This window comes from Ottowia thiooxydans (assembly GCF_040548795.1).
GTDB lineage: Bacteria > Pseudomonadota > Gammaproteobacteria > Burkholderiales > Burkholderiaceae_C > Ottowia > Ottowia thiooxydans_A.
The window spans coordinates 245,230-269,813 of the sequence record NZ_JBEPSH010000005.1 but is presented as its reverse complement, the minus strand read 5'-3'; the positions used below and the strand labels follow the sequence as shown (position 1 = coordinate 269,813).

Genomic DNA, 24,584 nt, shown 5'->3' with positions numbered 1-24,584 from the left:
GCTTCGCGTGGTCCGCTGCCCCCCCAAGGGGGTGCTTTTCATCTTGGGAGCGGCCCTGCGATGAAAAGAGCTTTTCAGCGTCACTCCGTAAGTCCTGCCTTGGCAGGTGCAACCGCTCCATTCAGGCCCCACCCATGACAGGTCTCACCACCCAACCACTGTCTCTCACCATCAACGGCAAGGCCGTCGGCCCTATGGCTGTGCCGGAAGGCCTGATGATGATTGACTTCTTGCACGAGTACCTGAGCCTCACTGGCTCGCGGCTGGGCTGCGGACAGGGCGTGTGCCGCGCCTGTGTGGTGATTCTGGACCACGACGATGGCACCAGTGAGGAAAGGCGCACCTGCATCACCGGCGCGCACTTTTTTGCCGGCAAGAAGGTCCGCACCGTAGAAGGCCACGCGCAGCGCAATGAAAAGGGCGAAGTCGTTGCTTTGTCGCCTATCCAGCAGAAATTCCTGGACCACTTCAGCTTTCAGTGCGGCTATTGCACGCCCGGTTTTGTCAACGGTGCCACTGTGCTGGTGGAGCGCCTCAAACGGCAGCCCATCGCCAGGGACAAAGTCGAAGAGACCATCACCGAGGCACTGGACGAGCATATCTGTCGTTGTACCGGTTATGTGCGGTATTACTCGGCGGTCAAGGAAGTGATCCTTTCCACGCCCGGGCTGATAAAGGAGTCATGATGCGCCGCCTCGCCTGCCTCCTGTCCCTCTCTGCCATAGTTCTGAGCTTGGCCGCATGTGGCAATGGCGCGGCCATTCCGCCTGCAGCAGACCAGCCACCCGCCCAGCCGCTGACAGACGCGCAGAAGGTTGAAAGAGGCCGCTATCTGGCACGCGCTGCAGACTGCGCCGCTTGCCACACCACCCCGCGCGGCGCCACCTTCGCTGGCGGGGTGCCGCTGGCCTCGCCTTTCGGCACTTTCTACGGCACCAACATCACCCCTGACAAGGAACACGGCATCGGAAACTGGAGTGCTGACGATTTCTACAAGGCCTTGCACGACGGCGTCACCCCAGAAAAGCATCTCTATCCGGCGATGCCGTATACGTCCTACCGGGGAATCTCTCGTGGAGACAGCGATGCCATCTATGCGTACCTGATGCAGGTCAAGCCCGCGCCGGTAGCAAACCGGCCACACGACCTCTCTTTCCCCTACAACATCCGCATCGCCATGATGGGCTGGAACATGTTGTTCCTAAAGGATGAACTGCCTGATGCCTCCAAAGGCCAGTCCGACGCCTGGCTGCGGGGCCGCTATCTGGCCAATGCGCTGGGACATTGCGCAGAGTGCCACACGCCCCGCGCGATGATGGGGCGGCTGGACGACGCCCTTCCGCTGAAGGGCTCTGCCCTGGCACGTGTAGCAGCTCCGGACATCACTCCGGAAGGACTGGCTTCGCGCGGCTGGACAGGAGAAGACCTGCGCACATTCTTCGCTACCGGCATCGCCCCTCAGGGCTCTGCGTTTGGTGAGATGTATCCCGTCATCCACCTGAGCAGCCAGTACCTCAAGCCAGACGACCTCGTCGCGCTAAGCACCTATCTGCTGGGGGACACCCCTCCTCCACCCAAGCCACTGCCCCCGCCATCTGCAGAAGCAGCGCAGCAGGTGCAAGGCCGCAAGCACTATGTGGCTCTTTGTGCTGGCTGCCATGGGATTGCCGGCGAAGGCAAACCGCACGTCGCAGTGGCCATGCATGGCAACTCCACCGTGCGCTACGGCGATGCGCGCAATCTGATCGTCTCCATACTGGATGGCATCGAAGCGCAGAAATTCCCGGGTGTCGAAGCCATGCAGGAAATGCCGGGCTTCGCGCGCGACCTGGACGACGCTTCGCTGGCTCAGCTGGCCAACTACCTGCGCGCCGCGCATGGCGGCCAACCCGCCGACGTCACAGCAGAACAGGTCAAAGCGCTTCGTGTGCAACCCGGGGCGGGACATCACGGCAAGTGATGCCTTCTGGCCCAATGCGCTCAATCCATAGCAGCTCAAGCTGAAAGTAACTCGCCTTCGGCTGTTCTGCTGGGACCGCCGAGCTCCTGCTCGGCATTTTGCAGCGTGTCCAACTCCAAAGAAGCCGAGCAGGAGCTCGGCGGTCCCAGGAGGACACTTATTGACGCGCTGAGGTGCATTCTTGGAAGTGGGCTGTTTCCTGGGAGCGCCAAGCTCCAGCTTGGCATTCTGCGGCGTACCCCAATCCAAAGATGCCGAGCAGAAGATCGTCGGTCCCCGGAGAGACTCGTTACTGCAAGACCTCGCGCATCAGAGAAGCATCCACATTGGCCCCCGTGAGCACCACACCCACCCGCTGATCGCGCAGTTGACCTCGTTCCTGCAACGCAGCAGCGAAGCCTGCAGCTCCTGCGCCTTCGGCCAGATTGTGTGTATCGGCATAGAGCGCACGCATGGCACCCGCGACTTCTTGGTCCGTGACCACCGCCACATGATGTAAATGCCGAGACAGCCATTCAAGCGCGCGCTCGTCCGCTCTTCGCACCGCCATACCATCCGCCAGCCTGGTGCTCACCGGTGCTTCCACGACCTTCCCGGCGGCAATGGAATCTGCGTAAGTTCTTGCATGAGCGCTCACAACCCCGACGATACGCACGGGATGATTCAAGGCTTGCTTGGCCACAATGGCCGCACAGGCACCCGAACCCAGTCCGATGGGCACATAGGCCACCTCAAGATCAGGCACGGCGCGCAGAAACTCCAACCAGTACGTTGACACACCACGGACCAGATCCATGTGGAAACTTGGCACCATCAGCGCTTTCCGCTCTGCCGCCAGTTGGCGAGCAAAGTCCGCGCTTTCAGTGAAATCATTGCCATGCTCGATAAGTTGGACGCCGAGTGCGCGCATGGCCGCGTTCTTCTCTGCCGAGTTGCCCTGTGGCACCACAATCGTACAAGCCACCCCGTGCGCACGCGCGGCCCATCCAATGCTTTGCCCATGATTGCCGCGGGTCGCGCTGACAACTTCTTTCGGGAGCTCACCGCGCTTGGACAGTTCGTGAAAATAGGTCAAGCCGCCGCGAATCTTGAAGGCACCCACAGGTGTATGGTTTTCGTGCTTGACCCAGCACTCCGTACCCAGTCTTTCAGACAAAAGCGCCCACCGATATTGCGGTGTGGGGGGAAATTCCCGGTACACAACTTCGGCCGCGGCTTCGATCTCTCTTAAAGAGGGCATGCTCATTTTGCTGCCACTCACAGCAGCACCTTGCCTTCTATGCAGGAAACACAGTCACCGCCCACCCAGACCTGTCCGGTCTCGTCGCGCTGGACATGCACACGGCCCTCACGACCAAGCACGGTACCCTGGCTTGCCACATAAGTCGGGGGCAATTCTTTTTCTCCAGTCAACCACTGAGCCAGGCTGGCATTCAGGCTACCCGTCACAGGATCTTCCGGCACACCCGTAGACGCCGCAAAAGCCCGCACTTCGATCAATGGAGCATCAGCTCGCTGGAGGGCGCTCGCAAATGCCTTCGCCTCACGACTTGACCTGGAAATCAGTGGGTTGTCTGCCGACTCATAGACTCCCAGGATGCCCACTTTGTACCCGTGCGCGGCCAGTTGGGCGTGGTCCGGCTCTACAGCCAAGACCGCATCTGCGCTTTCCAATTGAAGCGTCAACCAGACCGGCCCGTTGTCCAGCTCCTGCGCGCGCACGATTTGTTCCGCGCGCAGGTTCATCGCCTGCGCCACCCGCGCCAACAAATCCGGCGCCGGAGCAGTGCAGCGAACCGGTGGCGCTGCGAAAGCAAGGCGCCCACCCTCTTGCCGGATACGGACCAAACCCTTGGCACACTGCTGCACGATCTGATCACGAGACTTCGGCTGCCCTCCCGCCGCGAGCCACGCAAAGCAGGAGCCCAGCGTAGGGTGACCAGCAAAGGGCAGCTCGCCTCCTGGCGTGAAAATGCGCAAGGCGTAGTCGGCTGCCGCATCGGTGGGCGGCAGAACGAAAGTGGTCTCGGAAAGATTGGTCCAGCGTGCAAAACGCTGCATGGCCGCATCGTCCAGGCCATGGCCGTCCAGCACCACAGCTACCGGATTGCCGTAACCGGGTACCGCTGTGAAAACGTCGATCTGAGCGAAGGGCCGATGGAAAGTCATGGTGCCTGGATGGGTGTAGTGGTTAGTGGAGGGTGTCAGCTCTTGAGCGCGGCCAGTGCCTGTTTCACCACTTGCCCCAGTGCCGCCATGCCGCGGTCAATCTCTTCTGGTTTGGAGGTGACGAACGAAAGCCGCATGGTGCGCGTATCAGGGTCGCGCGCATAGAAGGGCGCGCCGGGAACGAAGGCCATGCCTGCATCGACTGCTTTGGGCAGCAAGGCTTGAGCATTCAGGCCTTCTGGCAAGCGCACCCAGATGAACATACCGCCGCTGGGCTCGTTCCAGGTCGCGCCCGTGGGACCCAGTTCTCGCGCCAGGGCCGCCACCATGGCGTTGCGCTGAACCTGGTAGCGCGCGCGGATGGTGGGCACATGTTTATCAAGAAAGCCGTCGCGAATGACTTCAGCCACCACGCGCTGGTTAAAGCCGGACGTGTGCAAATCCGCGGCTTGCTTGGCTTGAAGCAGCTTGGGATACAGACCAGGCGGAGCGATGACATAACCCAGTCGCAAACCAGGCGCCAGAATCTTGCTGAACGAGCCGAGGTAGATCACGCCTTCTGGCCAGCGAGCCAGCAGTGGCTTGGCGGGCGCCTGATCGAACCAGAGTTCACCATAGGGGTTGTCTTCCACCACAGGCAGACCGAATTCCTGACACACCGCCAAGACTTCTGCGCGCCGGGTATCTGACATGCTCCGGCCAGTCGGATTCTGGAAGTTCGGAAGCAAATACATGAAGCGGGGCCGCTCAGCCATGCCTTCCAATTGCGCACGCAACGCCTCTGGCTGCACGCCCTGCTCATCGCTGCCGACGCTCACGATGCTCGGCTCCATGGGCGAAAAGGCCTGAAGCGCGCCCAGGTAGGTAGGGGTTTCAACCATCACAGGTGCCGCTTTGTCTATCAGCACCTTGGCGATAAGGTCCAGGCCTTGTTGGCTACCGGTGGTGATCAACACCTGGTCAGGGGAGACTGTAGCGCCCTGCTTACCCATCTCACTGGCGACCCACTCACGCAACTCTGGCAAGCCTTCGCTGGCGGCATATTGCAGCGAAGGTTTGGCCGTCAAGCTGCCCTCAGCCAATATGGTGGCGCAAGCGGCACGCATGGCCTCGATGGGAAATGTCTCCGGTGAAGGCAGGCCTCCCGCAAAATTGAGCACACCAGGCCGTTCCGTGACCTTCAGGATTTCACGGATTGCCGAGGGGTTCATGGCCTCAGCGCGGGCAGCGAGTTGCCAGGGGTGTGGTTTGTCTGTCAGGTTCATGGGAGCTCTCTTGTGAGTGGGAGATACAGGAAGTACGGAAGAATTGGAAAAAAGCAGTTGTCGTTTCAACAAAAAACAATGCGCAGAAAAAACCGTTGTCTGTGGGCCAAGCGCTTATTGTGGCTTTGACAAACGCTGGCTGGCAAACCCTGTAGCCACCAGACGTTCGCCCTGATCAGAATTTGTGGGTGCGCTCATAACGACATCCAGGCCATCCAGAAGGCGGTCAAGACCAATATGAGGGCCATCATGCGGTTGAACCACAGCAGACGCTGCCCCTGTGCCAACCATTGGCGAAGCAGTGAACCCACCAGGGCATAGCTCAAATTGCTGAAGAATGCGAAGGCCATGATGACCGGCAGCACAAGAAGGGTACGGGTGCCCCAGTCTGGTCTGCCGGCAATCCAGCTTCCCACGATGGAAAGCGCCAGCATCCAGGCCTTGATGTTCAGGAATTGCAGCAGCACGCCTTGCACGAAGCTCACGTTCACCTCCGCCCCGCCTGCTTGAGCCATCATTTTTCTGGAGAGCGCCAGCCGGGCTGCCAGCCATAGCATGTAGCCGACACCAAAAGCGATCAATGCCCAGCGAAGAGGCGGCCATGCGGCCAAAAGTGCGCCAACGCCAAAAGTGCAAAGCAACAGCAGAAGAACCCAACCCACCGGTACCGCACAGACGAAATGCATGGTGCCACGCACCCCTCGGTTGGCCGCGATGGCGGTGGACAAGGTCGTATTGGGCCCAGGCGTAAAGCTGGAGGCCATGGCCAGCATCAGCAGTGCGGTGAATTCAGAGAGCGGCATAGGATGGCAATGTACCGAAAATTTCAGTACACCACCGGTACAGTTGACAAGCTCAGAATTCGAACTGTATTGTTCGCCTGAACCACACACTGTTTTCACCGAGTACCCCGAAAGGCCCCATGCTGCTGCGCTCTCCTTCACAGTCGCTCTCGGACCAACTGGCAGCGCGGTTTGCGACCCACATTCGCGACCATCTGCTGGCACCCGGCACCCGCCTGCCTAGCGTCCGCAAGTGTGCAGAGCAACATGGTGTCAGCCCTTCGACTGTGGTGGCGGCCTATGACCAGTTGCTGGCGCAAGGTCTGGTGGAAGCCAGCCGCAATCGCGGATTCTTTGTGAGGGACAGGACGCTGAGATCGCCCCGCTCAGCAGCGCTTGAGCGCGGTGAGGCGCCCCCCAAGCCAGTCTTGACAAGCGCAACGCGTCCCTACGGCACCACCATCAGCGCCACCACGCTGATGCGCGGCATGTTTTCCTATCAAGACGATAAGCCGCAACCTGGTGTGGGTATGTTGCCACCGAGCTGGATCGCCACCGATCCTCTGGTTACATCACTGCGAAAGGTCTCCAGCAGTGCTGCATTGCGCGAGGCCAGCGTACGCTATGGCGACCCCACCGGAGACGCAGGGTTGCGACGGGTGTTGGCCGCACGCCTGGGTGATCTGGGTATCAGCGCAGGATCCGACCAGATCATCACGACCGTAGGGGCCACGAACGCACTGGACATCATCAGCCGCACACTGCTCAAACCCGGAGACACCGTAATGGTGGAGGAACCGGGTTGGCCTGTGGAATTCACACGGCTTGCTGCATTGGGAGTTCGCATGCTGGCCGTACCGCGCCGATCGGACGGTCCCGATCTGGAAGTCATGGCGCGCTACTGCCAGGCGCATGCCGGCACTCCGGCGGCCCCCAGGCTCTTCGTGTGTGTGAGCGTCCTGCACAACCCCACGGGCTGCAGCATCACACCGGCCAACGCCCATCAGCTTCTGCAAATGGCCGAGCAATACGATTTTCACATTGCCGAGGACGATTGCTACGGCCACCTGGCTCCCGCGCACGCCACCCGCTTGACGCAACTCGATGGCTTGCGGCGCACCGTGTACGTAGGGGGCTTCGCCAAAATCCTCGCACCCAACTGGCGCATAGGCTTTCTGGCCGCTCCACCTGCCTTGATGGAGCCTCTGCTGGACACCAAGCTGCTGTCGACCTTAACCACCCCAAGCCTGTTGGAGCGCGCGCTTGCTCATTGCATTGAGCAGGGCTTGCTGCGCCGCCATGCCCAACTCATACGCACTCGCCTGGACGCCGCGCGCAGCCGCTGCGTGAAGCTGGCTCTGGCACACGGCTGCACGCTGGTCGCCGAGCCTGCGGGCATGTTTGGTTGGGTAGACACCGGCGTCGACACCGATCAATTGGCCATGCGCATGCTGGACGATGGCTACCTGCTGGCCCCAGGCGCCGTGTTCTACGCGGAGCGGCGTCCGAGCACGCTGATGCGCATCAACTTTGCGACTACGCAGGATGCGCAGTTCTGGACGAAGTTTGCGAAGGTGAGGGATGTGATGTTGGGGTGACAGATAGGCTTTTACTCGCTCTCCGTATGGGAGAGGGCGAGCGGCGGTTGATTGATCGCTGCGGCTACTAATTACCTTCTGCTTTTTTATTGAAGTCGGAGGCCGGGGAGTGCGCCCGGCAGCGCACCTACTCTTTTTTGGGGCCGGCCATCCGGCTCCGCCAAAATAGAGTAGGCAGAAAAAAGGCGGCCCCACTGCCCGCGTCCCTGCGCTGCGCTCCGGGCAACCTCCGGTGCTCGGTCCAGGGGCGGCGCGGCAGAACTCACTTCTTTCGCTTCGCTCTTTACGTTCAAACAGCTGCCGCAAGCTAGTTCACGAAGCAAGAGCATCTTGCAGTGCTCTTGCCCGCCCCTGACCCTGCGCTCCTCGGCACGGCCAAAGGGGGTGGATACCCACTCGGGCCATCGCTTCGCTCGGCCCTCGAATAATCAATCGCTGGCGCGAGGATGCTGTCCCCTCTCCCGCTAGCGGGAGAGGGAGTAAAGCCCTTCGCTTGCGACTGATACGTGTAGGGCCGAGCGCAGCAATGGCCCGATTGGGTGTCCCACCCCCTGTGGCCGTGCTGAGGAGCGGACAGCGGGTGGCGGGCAAGAGCACTGCAAGATGCTCTTGCTTCAAGATCTAGCTTGCTGCGGATGTCTGAGCGGCGTGAACGAAGTGAACAAAGCGAGTTCCGCAGCGCCGCCGCACGATGGAGCACCGGAGGTTGCCCGTAGCGAAGTGTAGGGTCGCGGCCGGCATAGGCACGGACTTGGGGCCGCCTTTTCTTGCGCCAGGTTCTTTTGGCGGAGCAAAAGAAGGTGGCTGCGCTGCCGGGCGCACTCCCCGGCCTCCGACCTCAATGCAAGCGCAACAGGTAATTAGTAGCCACCGCGATTGAATCAACCGCCGCCTGCCCTCACCGGTTGGCCGGCCCCGCCCCGCCCTATAGGGAGAGGGAGTTAAACAGCCCTCAAGAAAAAGAGAGGTAGTCCTGCTTGCACATCACTTCACGCCTGCGAGAGGGCAGGCGATCCGAAGGCCGTCCAGCCGACGATGAGGCTCAAATCAATCCGGTACCACCGCCGTCACTTCAATCTCCACCTTCGCCCTGGCCTCCATCAGGCCCGCGACCTGCACACAAGTCATGGCAGGAAAATTCTTGCCCACGACATCTCTGTACACCGCGCCCAGCTCCTTCAGGCGCGCGTTGTATTCAACGCGATCCACCACATACCAGGTCATGCGAACCATGTGCTCCGGACCCGCACCGCCCGTGCGCAAAACATCCATCACATTCTGCAAAGTTTGGCGACATTGTTCGATGAAATCATCGGTCTCAAACTGCTGCTGGGCATTCCAGCCAATCTGGCCACCCACATAGATTTGTGTACCGCGCGCGGCGATGCCGTTGGCATAGCCCTTGGCTGGCGCCCAGCCTTCTGGTTGAAGATTTGTATGCATGTCAGTGCTTGTTCTGTATGGATGTGAAACGGCGCTCGTCATTGACCACCCGGGGTTTGCCGCAATCTGAAGCGCTGCAGCTTGCCGGTTTCCGTGCGCGGCAATACGGAGACAAACTCCACCTCGCGTGGATACTTGTAGGGCGCAATCTGATTTTTGACATGGTCCTGCAAGGCCTTGACCAGGGCCGCATTGCCCTCAATCCCTGGCTTCAGCACCACGATCGCCTTGATGATCATGCCGCGGTCTTCGTCAGGCTTGCCGACGACACCGCATTCCGCCACGGCAGGGTGCGTGAGCAGGCAATCTTCTACTTCAGGCCCGCCGACGTTGTAGCCCGCGGTAATGATCATGTCATCGTCGCGCGCCTGGTAATGGAAGTAATCATCTTCGTCCTGTACAAAGGCATCGCCGGGATGGTTCCAGCCATCGTGTACATACTTGGCCTGGCGAACATCGTCCATGTAGCGGCAGCCCGTCGGACCCTTCACGGCCAGCTTGCCCACCGTTCCGCGCGGTAGTTCCTGCCCCCGATCGTCCACCACCTTGGCCTCATAGCCTGGAACCACTCTCCCAATCGCACCCCGTCGGACATCCGAACCCGCGGAGGAGATGAAGATGTGAAACATCTCGGTCGCACCGATACCGTCCAGCATCTCGATACCGGTAGCTTCCTTCCAAAGTTGGCGCGTCGCGTCGGGCAAGGCCTCTCCTGCGCTCACACAAGTGCGCAAACTTGGTATTCCGATCGCCTTGGCATGCGGCGCCATCTGGCGATAAAAGGTGGGTGCGGTGTAGCAGGTCGTCACGCCATGCTCACGCATCTGGCGCACCATGGTCTCCGGGTTGTAAGGCACATCAGGGTAATAAATGCTGGCGCCCGCCCACATTGGAAACAGCAACAACCCGCCCAGGCCGAAGGTAAACGCCAGCGGAGGGGATCCAGTCACCACGTCTTCCGGACTGGACTTCAACACATGCCGGGGCCAGCACTCGCACGCGGCCAGCACGTCACGGTGTGTATGTACGACGGCCTTGGGAAGCCCAGTCGTGCCGCTGGTAAAGGCGAGCAGTGCAATATCATCGGCCGCAGTAGGGCAAGCACTGAAGCTGGCCGGTTGCTGGGCAGCCAGTGCGCCAAGATCTTGAGGGTTATCAGGAGATCCAAAGCAGGTCACATGGCGCAATACGCCGGGGGTCTGGGCCCGAGCCTGCTCCAGATCCGCCAGCAAACTGGCATCGCAAATGGCGGCTGCCGGCTGGGCTTTTTCAATCACTTTGACCAGCTCCGCTGCACGCAGCAGTGGCATGGTGGCCACCGCCACCAGCCCCGCCTTGACCACGGCCAGCCAAGACAACGCCATGCCAATCGAGTTTCCGCCACGCAGCAACACCCGGTTGCCAGGTACCAGCTTTAGTTCGTGTATGAGGTAGCCCGCAATCCGGTCCACCCGCTCGCGCGTCTGCGCGTAGGTAAAACTTATCTGAGGGGAGCGCAGCAAAGGTCGATCTGCCCAGCCTTTGTGTTCTACCGCATCATCGAGCAGCCGCGCCACGATGTTGAGCTGAGGAGGAAATTCGAGTTCCGGCCGATCCAGGAGCAGCTCAGGCCACTGCTCAGGAGGAGGCAGACGGTCATGAACGAAGCGGTCGGTTTGGGCGCTGGGGGATTTCATTGCAACACGGCCTTCCCAATAATCAGTTGCTGGACTTCGGTCGCTCCCTCGTAAATGCGCAGACTGCGAATGTCCCTGTACAAGGATTCCACTTTGCTGCCCACCATCACGCCCAGACCACCATGCATCTGCAGCGCCATATCGATCACACGCTGAGCGTTCTCTGTAGCGGTCATCTTGGCCATGGCGGCAGCCACGCTGCGCTCCTTCATGGAACCTTGCTGCGTGTCGCGCATCCAGGCAGCGCGGTAGGTCAACAATGCACCAGCGTCGATCAGTGCGGCCATCTCGCCCAACTTGGCCTGCGTGAGCTGGAAATCAGCGAGCGTGTGGCCAAACATGGTGCGACCGCGTGCATGGGCGATCGCTTCGGCCAATGCGCGACGCGCCATGCCCAGCGCTGCGCCCGCCACACTGGCTCGAAAGATGTCAAGCGTCTGCATGGCAAGCTTGAATCCGCCGTTGACTTCGCCCAGCGGGGTATTGCCCGCCACTTTGCAATTTGTCAACTTTAGTGTCGCCAGCGGGTGTGGCGCCATAACGTGTATGTGTTCGCTGTCGTCGAGCCCAGCCTCGTTCTTGTCCACGATGAACGCTGTAATTCCGCGGCTTCCCGCTTGCGCATCCGTCTTGGCAAACACGCAATAGAAGTCGGCAATACCGCCGTTGCTGATCCAGGTCTTGGTCCCGTTCAGGTGCCAGGCCGGCGCCTCCACAGCCTGCGTGGCCATGGCTGCAACGTCCGATCCGGCTTGAGGTTCGCTGAGCGCAAAGGCCGCAATCTTCTCGCCCCTGGCCACCGCCGGAAGATAGGCTTGTTGCTGCGCGGCCGTGCCCCCCAGGGAGATGGCGCCGCTACCGAGGCCCTGCATGGCAAACGCGAAATCAGCCAGCGGTGAATAAAACGCCAATGTTTCGCGCAGCACCACCAGAGCCCGGGAATCGAGCTGGGGCAAAGTACCGCCAAACTCGGCCGAGACGCAATAGCGCAGCCAACCGGCATCCCCCAGTCTGCGCACCCAGTCCCTGCAAGCAGCACGGTCATCTGACTCGTTCACATCCTGCGCGTTGGCCCAGTCCGGCAAGCGTGTGGAAATTTCTCGATGCGTCGCATCAAAAAAAGGCAGCGCAAGATGCTCGGTGGAAGGTTTCAGCGCCGTCGGTTGCATCAATGCGCCGCTCATCAGTCGCCCCCAAACACAGGTTTTTGCTTGGCTGCAAACGCTTCGTAAGCGCGCCGGAAATCTTGCGTCTGCATGCAGATAGCTTGCGCCTGCGCTTCTGCTTCAATGGCCTGATCAATCGTCATCGACCATTCCTGGCTCAGCATGGTCTTGGTCATGCCGTGCGCAAAAGTTGGGCCAGCCGCAAGCTCGTGTGCCAGTGCGTTGACTTTCTCGGCCAATTCTCCACCTTCGTACAGGGCATTGAAAAAGCCCCAGGTCACGCCCTCTTGCGCCGTCATGGCGCGCCCGGTGAACAGCAGTTCACTCGCCCTGCCTTGGCCAATGACGCGCGGCAGCAGCGCGCAGGCGCCCATGTCCGCACCTGCCAGACCCACGCGGGTGAACAGGAACGCCGTCTTCGCAGTTGGCGTGCCAAAGCGCATGTCGCAAGCCAGGGCCATCATGGCGCCAGCACCCGCACAAATGCCGTCGATCGCGCCAATGATGGGTTGAGGGCAACCACGCATAGCCTTTACAAGATCTCCGGTCATGCGGGTGAATTCCAGCATCTCAGGCATGCTCATCTTGGTGAGCGGGCCAATGATGTCGTGCACGTCGCCGCCGGAGCAGAAGTTGCCGCCCGCGCCGGTCACCACGACCACCTTCACGTCCGTCGCATAGCGCAAACTATTGAACAAGTCGCGCAGTTCGGCGTAGGAGTCAAACGTCAGTGGGTTCTTGCGCTCGGGCCGGTTGAGCATCACGGTTGCGACACCCGCCGCATCACATTGCCAGCTGAAGTGCTGGGCGGTGTAGCTCGATTGCGCACGAAACTGCGCATGCATGGGGTTGCTCTTGCCGATGTAATGTTTCACGGGTTCTCCTGAAGAAAATGCTGCTTCACTTTGCCAAGCAGTTGATGAAGGGCGCGCAACTCGGAAGGCTCGAGGCCGGCAAATGCTTCCACGATCCACCCTTCATGGGCCGCTGCCATGGTTTTGAATTCTTGCCGGCCCTTGGGGGTCAGCCGCACCAGATAGGCACGCCGATCTCCCTCGACACCCGCGCGCTCGACCAGGCCCTCGCTTTCGAGCTGGTCCGTGATGCCCGTCACATTGCCTCCGGTTACCATCATTCGACGCGAAAGCTCATTCATTCGCAGCCCATCGGTTGCACGTTCCAGCTGCGCCATCAGGTCAAATCTCGGCAAGGTGGTATTCCATTGCTCCCGCAAACCAGCGCGAATATCTTTTTCAATGAGCTGAGTGCAGGTGAGCATGCGAAGCCACAGCCGAAGCTCCTCCGGATGCTCACTGTGGGCGCGCGCTTCCAGGTCCATTACGCACCCTGCTCTTGCGTGTCGTTGCTGGGACCAGCGTTCGCCAGGTTGGCGCTGGCCAGCATCGCTTGCTGCTTGGCGATCTCGCGATAAAGCTGGTCCCGACCGCTCAGGTAGGGTTTGGGCCACGTAACTGCCCGGCTCTGGAGCTTCGCGGCTTCATGCAGCGTCCACGCCGGATCCGCCAGGTGCGGGCGAGCCACTGCGCACAAGTCAGCACGCCCTGCGGCGATGATGCTGTTGGCATGGTCTGCTTCCGAGATGGCGCCCACGGCCATGGTCGCAACGCCGGTTTCGTTGCGTATGCGGTCGGAAAAAGGGGTCTGGTACATGCGCCCGTAGACTGGCTTGGCCTCACGCGTGGTCTGCCCGGACGAGACGTCGATCAGATCGCAGCCAGCCGCCTTGAACAAGCGCGCCATTTCAACGGCGTCATCTGGGGTTGTCCCACCGGGCGCCCAGTCGTGTGCGGAGATCCGCACGCTCATGGGTTTGTCTTGAGGCCAGACGGCGCGCATGGCTGCAAACACTTCCAGGGGATAGCGGCAGCGGTTTTCAAGGGAGCCGCCATACGCATCAGTACGGTGGTTGGTCAGCGGGCTGATGAAAGAGGCCAGCAGATAACCGTGTGCGCAGTGCAGTTCCAGCCAATCGAATCCCGCATTCGCGGCGCGGCGAGTGGACTCCACAAAGGCCTGCTTGAGCGCTTGCATTTGCTCAACGCTAATGGCCGCCGGAGTCTGATTCTGTTCACCATAAGCCAAGGCGCTGGCAGCCAGCAAGGGCCAATTGCCCGTAGGCAAGGGCTCATCAGTGCCTTCCCAGCCCAGTTGGGTAGAGCCTTTGGGACCGCTGTGACCCAGCTGGATACCAATGGCTGCATCGCTTTGCGCATGCACAAAATCGACAATGCGCTTGAAAGCCTGCTCCTGCTCATCGTTGTAGAGTGCAGGGCATCCAGGCGTGATGCGGCCCTCGGCGTCCGGGCTGGTCATCTCTACCATCACCAGCGCTGCTCCGCCCAGTGCGCGAGCGCCCAAGTGGACCATGTGGAAATCTCCGACCACGCCGTCTTTGGCACTGTACTGCGCCATGGGAGAGACAACGATGCGGTTTTTCAGCGTCAGCCCCCGCACTTTGAACGGCGTGAACATGGGTGGCACCGCAGGCCCGTTGGCCAGCCAGCCTTCGTAGCCTTCCAGCCATTTGGCGTCACGCAGTCGCAGATTCTCGTGACTGATGCGCTGGCTGCGCGTCAGCAGCGAGTAGGCAAACTGCTCGACCTCCATGCCGGTGTAGCGATCCACGTTCTCGAACCACTCCGTGGAGTTGCGCGCTGCGTTCTGGATTTTCAGAACTTCCACGCTGCGCCGAGCCTGGTACGCTGCGAGCACCTCGTCGGTATCGGAGCCGGTCGCAAACTCATTGGCGAGGTCAATCGCATCTTCCAGGGCCAGCTTGGAGCCGCTTCCGATCGAGAAATGCGCCGTGTGCGCAGCGTCGCCCATCAGCACTATGGGCGTGCGCTTGCCCTGGATGACTTCATGATGGATCCAGGTCTCGCAGATCACGCGGGGGAAACGTATCCAGATGGCTGATCCGCGCAGGTGCTTGGCGTTGCTGATCAGGTCATGTCCGTCCAGGTATTTTTCGAACAACTTCTGGCAGAAGGCGATGCCTTCTTCCTGGCTCATCTTGTCGAGCCCATGCGCATTCCAGACTTCTTCTGGCGTCTCGACAATAAAGGTCGAGGTGTTCTCGTCAAACTTGTAGGCATGCGCTTGAAACCAGCCGTGCTCGGTCTGTTCAAAAGCAAAGGTAAACGCATCGAAGGTCTTGTGCGTCCCAAGCCATACAAAGCGGCACTGCCGAAGGTCTATATCCGGCTGGAAAACGCTCTCATAGCGCGTGCGTATGCGGCTGTTCAGCCCATCACTGGCAATCACCAGATCAGCGTTGTACCGGGCCGCGATGGCTTGGTCGTCCGTGACATCCGTCTCAAACACCAGATCGACGCCAAGCACCAGACAGCGCTCTTGCAAGATGTTGAGCAGATGTTTACGCCCAATGCCGCAGAAGCCGTGGCCGCCAGAGCGCACGCTGCGGCCTCTGAAAAATACCTCTATGTCGTCCCAGTGGTTGAACGCGTCACCGATCTGCTGAGCACTTTCCGGATCAGCCAACTGAAGGTTTCCAAGCGTCTGGTCTGACAGCACCACGCCCCAGCCGAAAGTATCGAACGGGCGATTGCGCTCGACCACGGTCACGCGGCAATCAGGCTGCTGCTTTTTCATCAACAGGCCGAAGTACAGCCCGGCGGGGCCACCGCCGATGCAAACGATGCTGGACAATTTGTTCATGGACCAATTATTTATGTCTAAACAATAAAAGTCAATTAAGGGTTCGCCCTAGGGGAGCTCGGGCTGGACGCGTTTTATCCCCGGTCCTACGCACACGCAGCAGGCTTACAGGCAGAATGAACGCTGAGTGCCCTTCCACGTCCGGAACGGCTTTAATTGAGGAGAAACCGCATGCTGTACAAATTCAAATCCCAGGCCGCCGCTGAAGTCATCATGTTGCGGGACACTGGCGATGAGTTGCTCAAGATCATCGGCAAGACACCCGGCGCGACGGGCATCATCACGGTCGCGCAGATTCCGGCAGCCATCGCAGCACTGCAGGCAGAGGTCAAACGGCGTGAAGCTTTGCCCGCGCCTCAGCCCGAAGATGAAAAAAAGGACCACGCGAAGGCAGGCGATGAACCCATAGCATTGGGCCGCCGCGTCGTGCCGTTCATCGATTTGCTGCGCGAAAGCGCTGAAGCAGGAAAAGATGTGGTCTGGGGGGTTTGAGCTCCTTGAGGGCAGTCTAGCGTTCTCCCCTGCAGTATGGGCTGCTAGACTGGCTCGGGCTAGCCATGGCCCGCCTCTCCTGAAGGTGAGTGCTTTCCCCTAGCCCGCCAATCCTCTATTCCGGCAGGGGGTATTCGGACTCGTTGCAGACCATTCCTGGTTGCAACGAGAAATCTCTGCGCGGGGGACCGAAGATATCTACCATCCAACCAGGTTCATGTCCCACGTTATGGCTGGTATGGATTGCACCCGCTGGAATAACCGTCAAGGACGGTGCACCGATACTCACATGCTCATCGTCTCGCCAGTCTTGCAAGTTTGGTGGCCATGGATAGCGCAAATGGTGCTTGTAGGTGCCTTGCAAAACCAGCGATCCTTGTTCGAAATCAGTATGAACATGAGGATCCAGTTGCCGGCTATCGCGTGGCACGGCCCGTTTCACCAAGGGGTTGACCATTAAGGTGCAGCTGCGAAAAGGCCTCATGACTGATCCGGTCCGAGTGTGTTCGGCCAGCACGTAGTGCCGCAGCCTGAATCCCCCCACTGGCATGGGCCAGGGGACAGCAGCCGCCACTGCCGATGGTATGCCCTTCGCGTAGAGAGCTGCATTGCTGGCCAAGGCTGCCCACTCCTGCTCACGGGCAGTGCAAATCCAGGCCACGAGACTAGGTGTACGCGCCACTAAACGTTGCGTTCCCGGCGGCGTGATGCTGAGCGTTTCGGCTGCGGCCTCCACCTGATGAAGTCCGGCTTGAATACCCACCGAACCGCGCGCCACCAGCACGAAGGATTCATCCCGGTGGTGGCGATGCACCTCCGCACCAGAATCGAGCTCCGACAACCCGACGACGAAATGGGCGCCGCGCGTGATCCAAGTTCGTCCACCCGCAGTCTCCTGGGTGGGCGGCAATACGCCATAGTCCGCGTAGGTAGCCATGTAGGGGAGATCTAAGCTCATGGCTGCCCCCTTCCGCAAAGATGTGCAATCCGATCTGCATTGGCAGACGTTAACGCGACAGCGGCCAACTTCATTAACGACTGGTCGGACTCCACGACGAGCCAATCCGCTCCTCGGCCGGCGAGCTCTTGTTGTTCCTGCGCCGAGGCATACAGGACTGAGAACTTTCCGGCTTCCCGCGCGGCCGCCATGATCAGATCGGTGGCAGCCATGACGTTCGCCGCACGAGAACCGGACTCGCCCATGGATAGCGCCAAGTCAGCACGGCCTATGAACAGGCCATCCACTCCTGCGACCGCCGCGATCTCGCGCACAGACGCCAATCCTTCGACGCTCTCTATCTGGCATATCACGGGTAAAAGGTCTCCCCGGGCACGGGCGGTAGCCCCATCCGCACTTCCGTAATCTGCTGCGCGCGGCGATCCGGAGTAGCCTCGTGTCCCCCCTCCATACCGTGCACAGGACACCACATGCCGTGCCATGTCGGCAGAATCGACGCGAGGAACGACAATGCCACAAGCCCCCAGGTCCAGGGCGTTGAGAATGGTAGACGCCATGGTGTCGGGAACACGCACATACAGGGGCAGCCCAGCCGCCCTCCCAGCCAGCAGCATCAGATCCAGGGCATTGCGATCGAAAGGGGCGTGCTCGGCATCGAGCACACCAAAATCCAGCCCTGTTGTACCAAGGACTTCCACAAGGGAGGGTGCGTTCGTTTTGATAAAAGTACCGATCCGCGGTGCTTCAACCCGCTCTGCTCGCGCTAACTGTAAATTTTTTTCCGCTCGCATCTAGCGCCCCAACTCCTTGAGTGTCTTCCCCCCAACTCCAAACTGGGTATTACGAACCTCGATCACAGACACGCGAACAGCCTCGCGCGGCACCTCTACGGTTTTGTGGCAGGCCTCAGTGACCTCCTTGATCAGATGACTGAGTTGTTGCTCAGACCGGCCTTCGAGAAGTTGAATTTGTACGATGGGCATGGTGTTCCTTAGTGGGGTTGTGCAGCACCACAGCCTTTTCACAAGATGGCAATCAGCGCTGCTTTTTCAGTCTATCCAGCGTTATCTGCGGATACAACGAATTCCACTATCGTTTGAGTTTTCATCGATCCTCAATGCATTTTTTTCGGTTGAAGCAGCTGAAGGCTCGACACACAATCCCCTTCGTCAAACGGGACTGCGCTAGCCCATAGGCGTGTATTCATGCCAGTCTCGCCATTAAAGCGACATGCACGGCCCAAAGCCGTGCATGCAGGAGTAGTCGTGGAATCTCATAAAGAAGTACTTATAGGAAAACTCACACGGCGTGAGTTTCGGGAGGCTGTCTCTGCAGGCCGTCTCGACTCGGCCATCGTGGCTCTGGGTGCGACCGAACAACATCTGGACCACCTGGCCATGGACCACGATATCGCCATGGCAACGCACATCGCGACGTATGCGGCGCAACAGCTTTATCCGCGTGCCGTCGTGGCGGTACCCACATGCCTGGGGCTTTCCGAACACCACATGGAGCATCCAGGCTCCATGACCGCCAAGCCAGGCAGTTGGTTCAGCGTGGTCTTCGACACCATAGACAGCCTGGTGCGAAGCGGGTTAACGCACATCCTGCTCCTGAACGGTCATGCCGGAAACGAAGCACCAGTAGAAGGCATCCTGCGCCAATGGCAGCTCTACTACCGTCACACCGCGCCGCTAGTCAACCTCCAGTTCGAGTCCTATTGGAATCTATGCCGCGAATTCTCGGAAGACCATTGCGAAGCCCCGGTACCGGGCCATGCGCAGGAATATGAAACGTCCACGGTGCTGCATGCGTTACCCGGCAACGTCCGTAGCGACCTCCTGCTCGAAGAAGGGGAACCCGTGGCCTCTCGATCCACGGCAAAAATCGGTCGCCCCATGGTGGAACAAGCCATTGAGCGGACTGCGGCCCATCTTCGCGCCATGCAAGAAGGTGTCGTGCGCGACCTCGCCCCCTTGGTATCGACACGAGAGCGCTACCTGGCGCGGCGCCAGCGAGCCCCCATTCAGAGCCCATTACCCGATGCCACTGGGCCCAGCGCGTAAAACTCAACCACCTGCCACCAGCATCATTTAAAAGTCCCCATGAAACACCTACTCGTCCGCTCTATCGCTTCGTTGGCTCTTGGCCTGGCCTGCGCCACCCCCGCGCTCTCGCAACAAGCCTTCCCCAGCAGCCCGATCAACCTTGTCGTGCCTTACCCAGCAGGCGGCGGCGCGGACGCCTTCGCACGCTTGGTCGGCAAACGGGTGGGCGAAAAACTCAATCAACCCGTCTTGATTCATAACCGCGCAGGCGCAAGCGGCAATATTGGCGCCTTATCGGTCGTACGTTCCAAACCGGATGGCTATACCCTTTTCTTCGGCACGGGTGTGGCCTTGTCGGTCAACCCCCATCTGTTCAAGGATTTGGCATTTGACCCCCAGAAGGATTTTGAGCCCATCGTCCACGCAGCCTTTCTTCCCAGCTATTTGGTCGTCAACCCCAGCGTTCCTGCCAATACCGTCAGCGAGTTGGTCACTTACCTGAAAAGTCAGAACGGAAAAATGAACTATGCCTCCGCGGGCAACGGCACGCCCAGCCATCTGGGATCTGAGCTCTTCAAACGCAGTGCCAAGGTGGACATGGCCCACATTCCCTACAAAGGAGGGGCTCCTGCATTAACCGACTTGATGGCGGGACGAGTGTCCATGATGTTCGCCTATATGTCCGAAGTGCAGGCCTTTCTGGACTCCGGCCAGCTCAGAGCGATCGGAATCACCACGCGTGAGCGCTCCCCGCTGGCCCCCCAAATGCCTACACTTCATGAAACTGGCCTCAAGGGCTACGAGTTGATTGGTTTCTATGGAATTCTGGCTCCCAAGGGCACTCCGAAGGCGCGCATCGATGTATTGAACCGAGCCTTTAACGAAGCCTTGTCTGATCCGGACATCCGAGTGCGACTCAGCGCCATCGGCGTAGACCTGCGTGGCGGCAGACCTGAAGCCCTGACACAACTGATGCGCACAGAAAGCCAGAAATGGGGTGCCATCATCCGCGAAGCAGGGATCACCAATGATTGATTCTTCCGAGTGAATCCTCCGCCACATAACATGTCCATGTTTGCACAAGTGGGCGGGCAGTGCTCTATGGAGAGACCAGGTGATACTTGAACATGTTCCCATCGGCCACCTCGGTATCGCCGAACTGGGGCGTGCGTTGCGCTCAGGCTGCCTCAGTGCGACGAGCTTGGCGCACCATGTCATTCGCCAACACCGGCAACATGGAGAACTGCTGGGTGCATACAAGTTTTTTGACGAACGCGCCTGCCTGGCCCAGGCCGCAGTAGCGGACAGTGCGTTCAAAGCCGGCATGGACCTGGGGCCGCTGCAAGGCATCCCCATCTCCGTGAAAGACATGTACGGCGTGTCCGGTTGGCCAACCTTCGCAGGCGCCAAGCGAGCACTACCTAACCAATGGCGCAGCGAAGGCCCCCTGGTACAAGGCCTGCGTCGGCAATTGGCTGTGTTGGTCGGGAAGACCCACACCGTGGAATTCGCACTGGGTGGCCTGGGCCTTAACAACCATCATGGAACACCTCGCAATCCCTGGGATACTACAGGCCACCGCGTTCCTGGCGGGTCCAGCTCGGGCGCCGGAGTCTCGCTTCTCGAAGGCTCGGCCTGGGTGGCACTGGGCACCGATACGGCAGGCTCTGTCCGTGTGCCAGCTGCGTACACGGGCACGGTAGGGTTCAGGCCATCACCAGGAACCTGGTCCACTCGCGGCATTGTCCCGCTGAGTTCGACCTGCGACACGCCGGGAGTGCTGGTTCGGACCGCTGCAGATCTCGCCTTGGTCTACCGTACACTTTCATGCGAGCTCTCTCCAACCCAGTTGCCAACACCCAAGCCTCTCGCGGGTTATCGGCTGGGAGTGGACCGCACCTTCTTCTTTGCGCGCTGCGCCCCTGGCATTGCAGAGGCGGTAGAGAACGTGTTGACTCAGCTCGCCTCAGCGGGTGCCGACATCGTCGAAGTTCGGTTAACCGAAGCCGATGAGGCTTACGAAATTTTTCACGACGGCGGTATTGCAGGGCCTGAGTTGCTCGCATCCTTCGGCACCACGCTCCCCGACCGGCACGATGAGCTGGATGAATCCGTGCGGCTGCGGCTTTCACAGGCGAGCAGCATGACGGCTACCACCTACATCAGGAGTATTCGAAAACTGGATCGGTTGGCTCAGCAAGCAGAGCATCGTCTCTCGCATGTGGACGCTATGCTCACCCCCAGCACACTGAACCTGCCTCCACTACTAGAAGATTTGAATGACCCTCAGACATACATTCGAGCGAATATAGACGCCATGGGCAATACAGGCGTTTTCAGCCTCTTTGGCTTCTGCGCCCTCAGCATGCCTGTAGCACTTTCACATGAGGGTCTCCCTATCGGCCTCCAATTGGCGGCGCCGCGCGGCGCTGAGGCTATGCTTGTGCAAATTGCATGCGCTATAGAAGACATGATTGGAAACGCCCGCCAGCTACTAGGCACGCCGCCCCTGTTGCAGCAGCAACTCGAGCCGCGCCTGTCCAGCGGGGCTACATTCCCCAACGGAGTCACATGAGGAAGCTCCCCCCTCTCAATGCAGTGCGCATGTTCGAGGCCGCCGCGCGCCACCAGAGCCTGGTCAAGGCGGCAGAGGAGCTGCATGTCACACACGGCGCTGTCTGGCGTCAGGTTTGCCAACTCGAAGAGTGGTTCGGGACTGCACTATTTCAGCGCGTAGGCCGTCGCATCGAGCTGACCGATGATGGCGAACGTTTCTGGGCCACCGCAGGCCCAGCGCTGGATCGCCTGGAAAACGCCGCGGCCGCTATCAAGCGCCGCCACACGGCAAGCTCCGTTTCTGTCAATGCAGGCCTGACACTTACCACACGATGGCTCATTCCCCGGCTACCACGTTTCCATGAAAGTCACCCCAAAATCCAGATTCGTTTGGGGACATCGTTAAGCGATGCGGATCTCTCCAGCGGGGACTATGACATCGCCATACGGCTAGCGGCCAAGTCCCATCCCGGAGCGCAATGGCATCGGCTTTTCGCCGCCCGGCGCATGGCGTTGTGCAGCCCGCGGCTCGTGCCGGAAGGCGCTATTCCACTCACGGCCATGGCCAGCGTGCCTCTGATCCACACTGCCGAAGGATTGGACTATTGGACAGCATTGCAGGCGCTCGCTAAAACGCCACCCGGCACGACTGTCAAGAGATTGCATTTCGATCAGCTCTACTTCTCCGTGGAGGCCGCCGTGCGAGGCGATGGCGTCGTCATTGCTCCCGCGACCACCGTTGTGGACGACATTTGTGAAGGCCGCCTGATATCAACCTTTCTCGGGCATCCGTCAGTGCAATCAAGCGACTATGCCATTGGAACTTTGAGACAGGGCAACGACGCCGTTGACCTGTTTGTAGCCTGGTTACAGGAAGAAGGCGCTCGCTCGGAAGCTGAACTGGACCGTGCGCTGTCGGAACATCACTCCGCACGTACCTGACATTCAAGCATCAGCACCTTTGGTCAAAGAGCTCGCCCTATCAAGCTCTTTCAGGGGCAAGAACGAATTTCCCTGCTCTTCAATTGCATCTCCAAGCCAGCCTTACGCCCTGCAGATGGTTCATTGACGCCAGGCCTCATGGAGCCTCCTTTCTTTTCGTAGAAAGACCTCGAATTTTCATCGATTGAGACTTCGCGCAAGGCTAGGCACAATTTCCTGGAGTCGAAGGTTTAGACACGCATCTCAATGTCAAAACCATTTTTTCCTGCGCTCCGGACTGACTTGAAACCAGGAAATCCTATCAGTCCATTGGGATGCAATCACCTCCTAATTTTTAGAAAGAAACTATGCTCAAGGAATCCATATATGCACCCGGACTCGCCCGCAGCAAGTCGCCGCACGCCCACGCGGTCAAGGCAGCAGGACTGGTATTTGTCTCCGGGTGCGCAGGTTACGACGCCCAGCTGCAGCTGGCGCTAGGTGACTTCGGCGGCCAGTTCAGACAGGCTCTGGCGAATGTGAATGAGATCTTGGCCGCGGCAGGCTCCTCCATCGCAAAGGCTGTGAAAGTCACTGTGTACCTCGATCGGCGCGCTGACTTCGAGGAAATGAATGCCATCTACAAAGAAATTTTTGGAACAGACCCACAAAGCTGGCCGGCTCGCACCACGGTGGAAGCAAGACTTCCTCGCAAGGATTTTCTGGTGGAAGTGGAGTGTGTGGCGATCGCATAACACCATAGACGGCGGGCCTCTTCAGGCGCCGGCCCTCAGAAATGATTGCCCGACTGATTCTGGATGACTAGAAGGAGATTCCGATGAGACTTTCAATGCCCGCTTCCCGCAGAACCATGATCAAGGCGACGTCGGCCATCGCACTCGGCCAACTTGGGTTGGCTCCTACAGCAAGTGCTGCTGAACCCTGGAAGGACAGCAAGCTGCCTATCAGGATCGTCGTGCCTTTTCCACCGGGCGGATACACCGATGTCGTCGCCAGGCTGATTGCCAACAACCTGCGACCTCTTTTGAATCGCTCTGTGATCGTCGACAACAAGGCGGGCGCCAACGGCATCCTGGGTACTACCGAAGTCGCACGCGCGGCCCCGGATGGCAACACACTTCTGTTGATTGGCCCGGGGCACATCACCAATGCCTTATTGCGGCACAAAATTTCCTACGACCCAGCCAAGGACTTTCAACCTATTCTCAAAGTAGGAGTGTTCCCCAACGTTCTAGTTGTGCCCAACAAAAGCCCCTACAAAAATGTAAAAGACTTGATAGCGGCGGCAAAGGTCAAAGCCGAGGGCGTCAGCTACGCGTCCGCAGGGCTCGGCTCCAGTAATCACTTGTCAATGGAGTTGCTGCAACACTATGCGGGCGTCAAATTGAGGCATATACCCTACAAGGGCAGCGGAGCTGCGGAACTGGACGTTATGGGTGGCCATATCGATTCCATGTTTTCAGGTGCACCGTCTGCGATTCCAAACGCCAAGCAAGGTAGCTTCAGGGCGATCGCAGTCTCAGGGTCCCAGCGGCTCGACACCATGCCCACTGTACCGACTATCGCTGAAGCAGGAGTTCCTGACTATCAGCATGTCACCTGGCTTGGATTCTATGCACCTGCTAACACCCCCGGGGATGTCGTCTCGGCGCTGAACGCGGCGGCCAATAAGGTCATGCAAACCCCCGAACTCGTTCAGAGAATGCACGACCTGGGCGCAGAGAACTACCGCCCTCATTCGGCAGCTGAGTTCAGACAGTTTCTTGTGAAGGAAACCGAGGAGCAAACCAAACTGCTGTCCTCTGCGAAGGTCGAGAAAGAGTAGAGCCC

Annotated in this window: 23 protein-coding genes; 10 read left to right on the top strand and 13 right to left on the bottom strand. The window is 59.6% G+C overall.

The annotated features are described in order from the left end of the window. The first annotated feature begins 134 nt into the window (after window positions 1-134). Window positions 135-686 (top strand): (2Fe-2S)-binding protein, encoded by a 552-nt coding sequence (locus ABIE13_RS13380; protein WP_354444176.1) that lies wholly within the window; start codon window positions 135-137, stop codon window positions 684-686. After that, the gene (locus ABIE13_RS13375) at window positions 683-1,960 is read left to right on the top strand and encodes a c-type cytochrome (protein WP_436278411.1); all 1,278 of its coding nucleotides are present in this window, start codon (window positions 683-685) and stop codon (window positions 1,958-1,960) included. The genes ABIE13_RS13380 and ABIE13_RS13375 overlap by 4 nt, the downstream gene beginning before the upstream one ends. A gap of 289 nt (window positions 1,961-2,249) precedes the next feature. On the opposite strand, the gene ABIE13_RS13370 is transcribed toward ABIE13_RS13375, so the two are convergent. The 4 genes from ABIE13_RS13370 to ABIE13_RS13355 form a co-directional block, all read right to left on the bottom strand. Continuing rightward, window positions 2,250-3,206, bottom strand: coding sequence for a threonine dehydratase (locus tag ABIE13_RS13370; RefSeq protein WP_354444174.1), 957 nt, complete (start codon window positions 3,204-3,206; stop codon window positions 2,250-2,252). 11 nt (window positions 3,207-3,217) lie between these two features. After that, window positions 3,218-4,129 (bottom strand): PhzF family phenazine biosynthesis protein, encoded by a 912-nt coding sequence (locus ABIE13_RS13365; protein ID WP_354444172.1) that lies wholly within the window; start codon window positions 4,127-4,129, stop codon window positions 3,218-3,220. Window positions 4,130-4,164: 35 nt separating this feature from the next. After that, window positions 4,165-5,394, bottom strand: coding sequence for a PLP-dependent aminotransferase family protein (locus ABIE13_RS13360; protein WP_354444170.1), 1,230 nt, complete (start codon window positions 5,392-5,394; stop codon window positions 4,165-4,167). A 194-nt stretch (window positions 5,395-5,588) separates the two neighbouring features. Further along, window positions 5,589-6,197, bottom strand: a complete 609-nt coding sequence (locus ABIE13_RS13355) for a LysE family translocator (RefSeq protein WP_354444168.1) — start codon at window positions 6,195-6,197, stop codon at window positions 5,589-5,591. 119 nt (window positions 6,198-6,316) lie between these two features. Between ABIE13_RS13355 and ABIE13_RS13350 the strand changes: the two genes are divergently transcribed. Next, complete coding sequence (locus tag ABIE13_RS13350) at window positions 6,317-7,774, top strand: PLP-dependent aminotransferase family protein (RefSeq protein ID WP_354444166.1); 1,458 nt, start codon at window positions 6,317-6,319, stop codon at window positions 7,772-7,774. A gap of 1,047 nt (window positions 7,775-8,821) precedes the next feature. Here the strand turns inward: ABIE13_RS13350 and ABIE13_RS13345 are convergent. From ABIE13_RS13345 to ABIE13_RS13320, 6 genes are read right to left on the bottom strand one after another with little or no spacing between them, the layout of a single operon-like run. Then, window positions 8,822-9,217, bottom strand: coding sequence for a RidA family protein (locus ABIE13_RS13345; RefSeq protein ID WP_354444164.1), 396 nt, complete (start codon window positions 9,215-9,217; stop codon window positions 8,822-8,824). A 38-nt stretch (window positions 9,218-9,255) separates the two neighbouring features. Beyond that, the gene (locus ABIE13_RS13340; RefSeq protein WP_354444162.1) at window positions 9,256-10,893 is read right to left on the bottom strand and encodes an AMP-binding protein; all 1,638 of its coding nucleotides are present in this window, start codon (window positions 10,891-10,893) and stop codon (window positions 9,256-9,258) included. Further along, entirely contained in the window at window positions 10,890-12,077 is a 1,188-nt protein-coding gene (locus ABIE13_RS13335) for an acyl-CoA dehydrogenase family protein (protein WP_354444160.1), read from the bottom strand. The genes ABIE13_RS13340 and ABIE13_RS13335 overlap by 4 nt, the downstream gene beginning before the upstream one ends. Continuing rightward, window positions 12,077-12,934, bottom strand: a complete 858-nt coding sequence (locus ABIE13_RS13330) for an enoyl-CoA hydratase family protein (RefSeq protein ID WP_354444158.1) — start codon at window positions 12,932-12,934, stop codon at window positions 12,077-12,079. The genes ABIE13_RS13335 and ABIE13_RS13330 overlap by 1 nt, the downstream gene beginning before the upstream one ends. Continuing rightward, on the bottom strand, window positions 12,931-13,398 hold the full coding sequence (locus tag ABIE13_RS13325) for a MarR family winged helix-turn-helix transcriptional regulator (RefSeq protein ID WP_354444156.1): 468 nt from the start codon (window positions 13,396-13,398) through the stop codon (window positions 12,931-12,933). The genes ABIE13_RS13330 and ABIE13_RS13325 overlap by 4 nt, the downstream gene beginning before the upstream one ends. Next, complete coding sequence (locus ABIE13_RS13320; RefSeq protein ID WP_354444154.1) at window positions 13,398-15,758, bottom strand: bifunctional salicylyl-CoA 5-hydroxylase/oxidoreductase; 2,361 nt, start codon at window positions 15,756-15,758, stop codon at window positions 13,398-13,400. The genes ABIE13_RS13325 and ABIE13_RS13320 overlap by 1 nt, the downstream gene beginning before the upstream one ends. Window positions 15,759-15,929: 171 nt before the next feature. On the opposite strand from ABIE13_RS13320, the gene ABIE13_RS13315 reads away from it, so the two are divergent. Further along, a complete protein-coding gene (locus ABIE13_RS13315; protein ID WP_354444152.1) occupies window positions 15,930-16,250 on the top strand; it encodes a DUF1840 domain-containing protein in 321 nt (106 codons plus the stop codon). A gap of 115 nt (window positions 16,251-16,365) precedes the next feature. Here ABIE13_RS13315 and ABIE13_RS13310 read toward each other — a convergent pair whose 3' ends face one another. The 3 genes from ABIE13_RS13310 to ABIE13_RS13300 are packed head-to-tail and all read right to left on the bottom strand — an operon-like array spanning window position 16,366 to window position 18,191. Beyond that, window positions 16,366-17,208: a cupin domain-containing protein gene (locus tag ABIE13_RS13310; protein ID WP_354444150.1), complete on the bottom strand. Its 843-nt coding sequence runs from the start codon at window positions 17,206-17,208 to the stop codon at window positions 16,366-16,368. Further along, on the bottom strand, window positions 17,205-17,999 hold the full coding sequence (locus ABIE13_RS13305; protein WP_354444148.1) for an HpcH/HpaI aldolase family protein: 795 nt from the start codon (window positions 17,997-17,999) through the stop codon (window positions 17,205-17,207). Before ABIE13_RS13305 ends, ABIE13_RS13310 begins: the two co-directional genes overlap by 4 nt. Further along, window positions 18,000-18,191 carry a 2-hydroxymuconate tautomerase gene (locus tag ABIE13_RS13300; protein WP_354444146.1) on the bottom strand — a complete coding sequence of 64 codons (192 nt, stop codon included), beginning with the start codon at window positions 18,189-18,191 and terminating at the stop codon, window positions 18,000-18,002. Between the two features lie 282 nt (window positions 18,192-18,473). On the opposite strand from ABIE13_RS13300, the gene ABIE13_RS13295 reads away from it, so the two are divergent. The 6 genes from ABIE13_RS13295 to ABIE13_RS13270 all read left to right on the top strand — a co-directional run bounded on the left by ABIE13_RS13295 (window position 18,474) and on the right by ABIE13_RS13270 (window position 24,579). Next, window positions 18,474-19,274 (top strand): creatininase family protein, encoded by an 801-nt coding sequence (locus tag ABIE13_RS13295; protein WP_354444144.1) that lies wholly within the window; start codon window positions 18,474-18,476, stop codon window positions 19,272-19,274. Window positions 19,275-19,313: 39 nt separating this feature from the next. Next, window positions 19,314-20,291: a Bug family tripartite tricarboxylate transporter substrate binding protein gene (locus ABIE13_RS13290; RefSeq protein ID WP_354444142.1), complete on the top strand. Its 978-nt coding sequence runs from the start codon at window positions 19,314-19,316 to the stop codon at window positions 20,289-20,291. Window positions 20,292-20,370: 79 nt separating this feature from the next. Next, window positions 20,371-21,831 (top strand): amidase, encoded by a 1,461-nt coding sequence (locus ABIE13_RS13285; protein ID WP_354444140.1) that lies wholly within the window; start codon window positions 20,371-20,373, stop codon window positions 21,829-21,831. Then, window positions 21,828-22,754 carry a LysR substrate-binding domain-containing protein gene (locus ABIE13_RS13280; protein WP_354444138.1) on the top strand — a complete coding sequence of 309 codons (927 nt, stop codon included), beginning with the start codon at window positions 21,828-21,830 and terminating at the stop codon, window positions 22,752-22,754. Before ABIE13_RS13285 ends, ABIE13_RS13280 begins: the two co-directional genes overlap by 4 nt. Before the next feature lie 347 nt (window positions 22,755-23,101). Then, window positions 23,102-23,488 carry a RidA family protein gene (locus ABIE13_RS13275; protein ID WP_354444136.1) on the top strand — a complete coding sequence of 129 codons (387 nt, stop codon included), beginning with the start codon at window positions 23,102-23,104 and terminating at the stop codon, window positions 23,486-23,488. Window positions 23,489-23,571: 83 nt separating this feature from the next. Beyond that, the gene (locus ABIE13_RS13270; RefSeq protein ID WP_354444134.1) at window positions 23,572-24,579 is read left to right on the top strand and encodes a Bug family tripartite tricarboxylate transporter substrate binding protein; all 1,008 of its coding nucleotides are present in this window, start codon (window positions 23,572-23,574) and stop codon (window positions 24,577-24,579) included. Window positions 24,580-24,584: the final 5 nt, after the last annotated feature.

What these genes read in the sequence shown, in the direction of transcription:
- ABIE13_RS13380 (WP_354444176.1), top strand. Translation starts at nt 135, where the DNA reads ATGACAGGTCTCACCACCCAACCACTGTCTCTCACCATCAACGGCAAG.
- ABIE13_RS13375 (WP_436278411.1), top strand. Translation starts at nt 683, where the DNA reads ATGATGCGCCGCCTCGCCTGCCTCCTGTCCCTCTCTGCCATAGTTCTG.
- ABIE13_RS13370 (WP_354444174.1), bottom strand. Translation starts at nt 3,206, where the DNA reads ATGAGCATGCCCTCTTTAAGAGAGATCGAAGCCGCGGCCGAAGTTGTG.
- ABIE13_RS13365 (WP_354444172.1), bottom strand. Translation starts at nt 4,129, where the DNA reads ATGACTTTCCATCGGCCCTTCGCTCAGATCGACGTTTTCACAGCGGTA.
- ABIE13_RS13360 (WP_354444170.1), bottom strand. Translation starts at nt 5,394, where the DNA reads ATGAACCTGACAGACAAACCACACCCCTGGCAACTCGCTGCCCGCGCT.
- ABIE13_RS13355 (WP_354444168.1), bottom strand. Translation starts at nt 6,197, where the DNA reads ATGCCGCTCTCTGAATTCACCGCACTGCTGATGCTGGCCATGGCCTCC.
- ABIE13_RS13350 (WP_354444166.1), top strand. Translation starts at nt 6,317, where the DNA reads ATGCTGCTGCGCTCTCCTTCACAGTCGCTCTCGGACCAACTGGCAGCG.
- ABIE13_RS13345 (WP_354444164.1), bottom strand. Translation starts at nt 9,217, where the DNA reads ATGCATACAAATCTTCAACCAGAAGGCTGGGCGCCAGCCAAGGGCTAT.
- ABIE13_RS13340 (WP_354444162.1), bottom strand. Translation starts at nt 10,893, where the DNA reads ATGAAATCCCCCAGCGCCCAAACCGACCGCTTCGTTCATGACCGTCTG.
- ABIE13_RS13335 (WP_354444160.1), bottom strand. Translation starts at nt 12,077, where the DNA reads ATGAGCGGCGCATTGATGCAACCGACGGCGCTGAAACCTTCCACCGAG.
- ABIE13_RS13325 (WP_354444156.1), bottom strand. Translation starts at nt 13,398, where the DNA reads ATGGACCTGGAAGCGCGCGCCCACAGTGAGCATCCGGAGGAGCTTCGG.
- ABIE13_RS13320 (WP_354444154.1), bottom strand. Translation starts at nt 15,758, where the DNA reads ATGAACAAATTGTCCAGCATCGTTTGCATCGGCGGTGGCCCCGCCGGG.
- ABIE13_RS13315 (WP_354444152.1), top strand. Translation starts at nt 15,930, where the DNA reads ATGCTGTACAAATTCAAATCCCAGGCCGCCGCTGAAGTCATCATGTTG.
- ABIE13_RS13310 (WP_354444150.1), bottom strand. Translation starts at nt 17,208, where the DNA reads ATGAGCTTAGATCTCCCCTACATGGCTACCTACGCGGACTATGGCGTA.
- ABIE13_RS13305 (WP_354444148.1), bottom strand. Translation starts at nt 17,999, where the DNA reads ATGCGAGCGGAAAAAAATTTACAGTTAGCGCGAGCAGAGCGGGTTGAA.
- ABIE13_RS13300 (WP_354444146.1), bottom strand. Translation starts at nt 18,191, where the DNA reads ATGCCCATCGTACAAATTCAACTTCTCGAAGGCCGGTCTGAGCAACAA.
- ABIE13_RS13290 (WP_354444142.1), top strand. Translation starts at nt 19,314, where the DNA reads ATGAAACACCTACTCGTCCGCTCTATCGCTTCGTTGGCTCTTGGCCTG.
- ABIE13_RS13280 (WP_354444138.1), top strand. Translation starts at nt 21,828, where the DNA reads ATGAGGAAGCTCCCCCCTCTCAATGCAGTGCGCATGTTCGAGGCCGCC.
- ABIE13_RS13275 (WP_354444136.1), top strand. Translation starts at nt 23,102, where the DNA reads ATGCTCAAGGAATCCATATATGCACCCGGACTCGCCCGCAGCAAGTCG.
- ABIE13_RS13270 (WP_354444134.1), top strand. Translation starts at nt 23,572, where the DNA reads ATGAGACTTTCAATGCCCGCTTCCCGCAGAACCATGATCAAGGCGACG.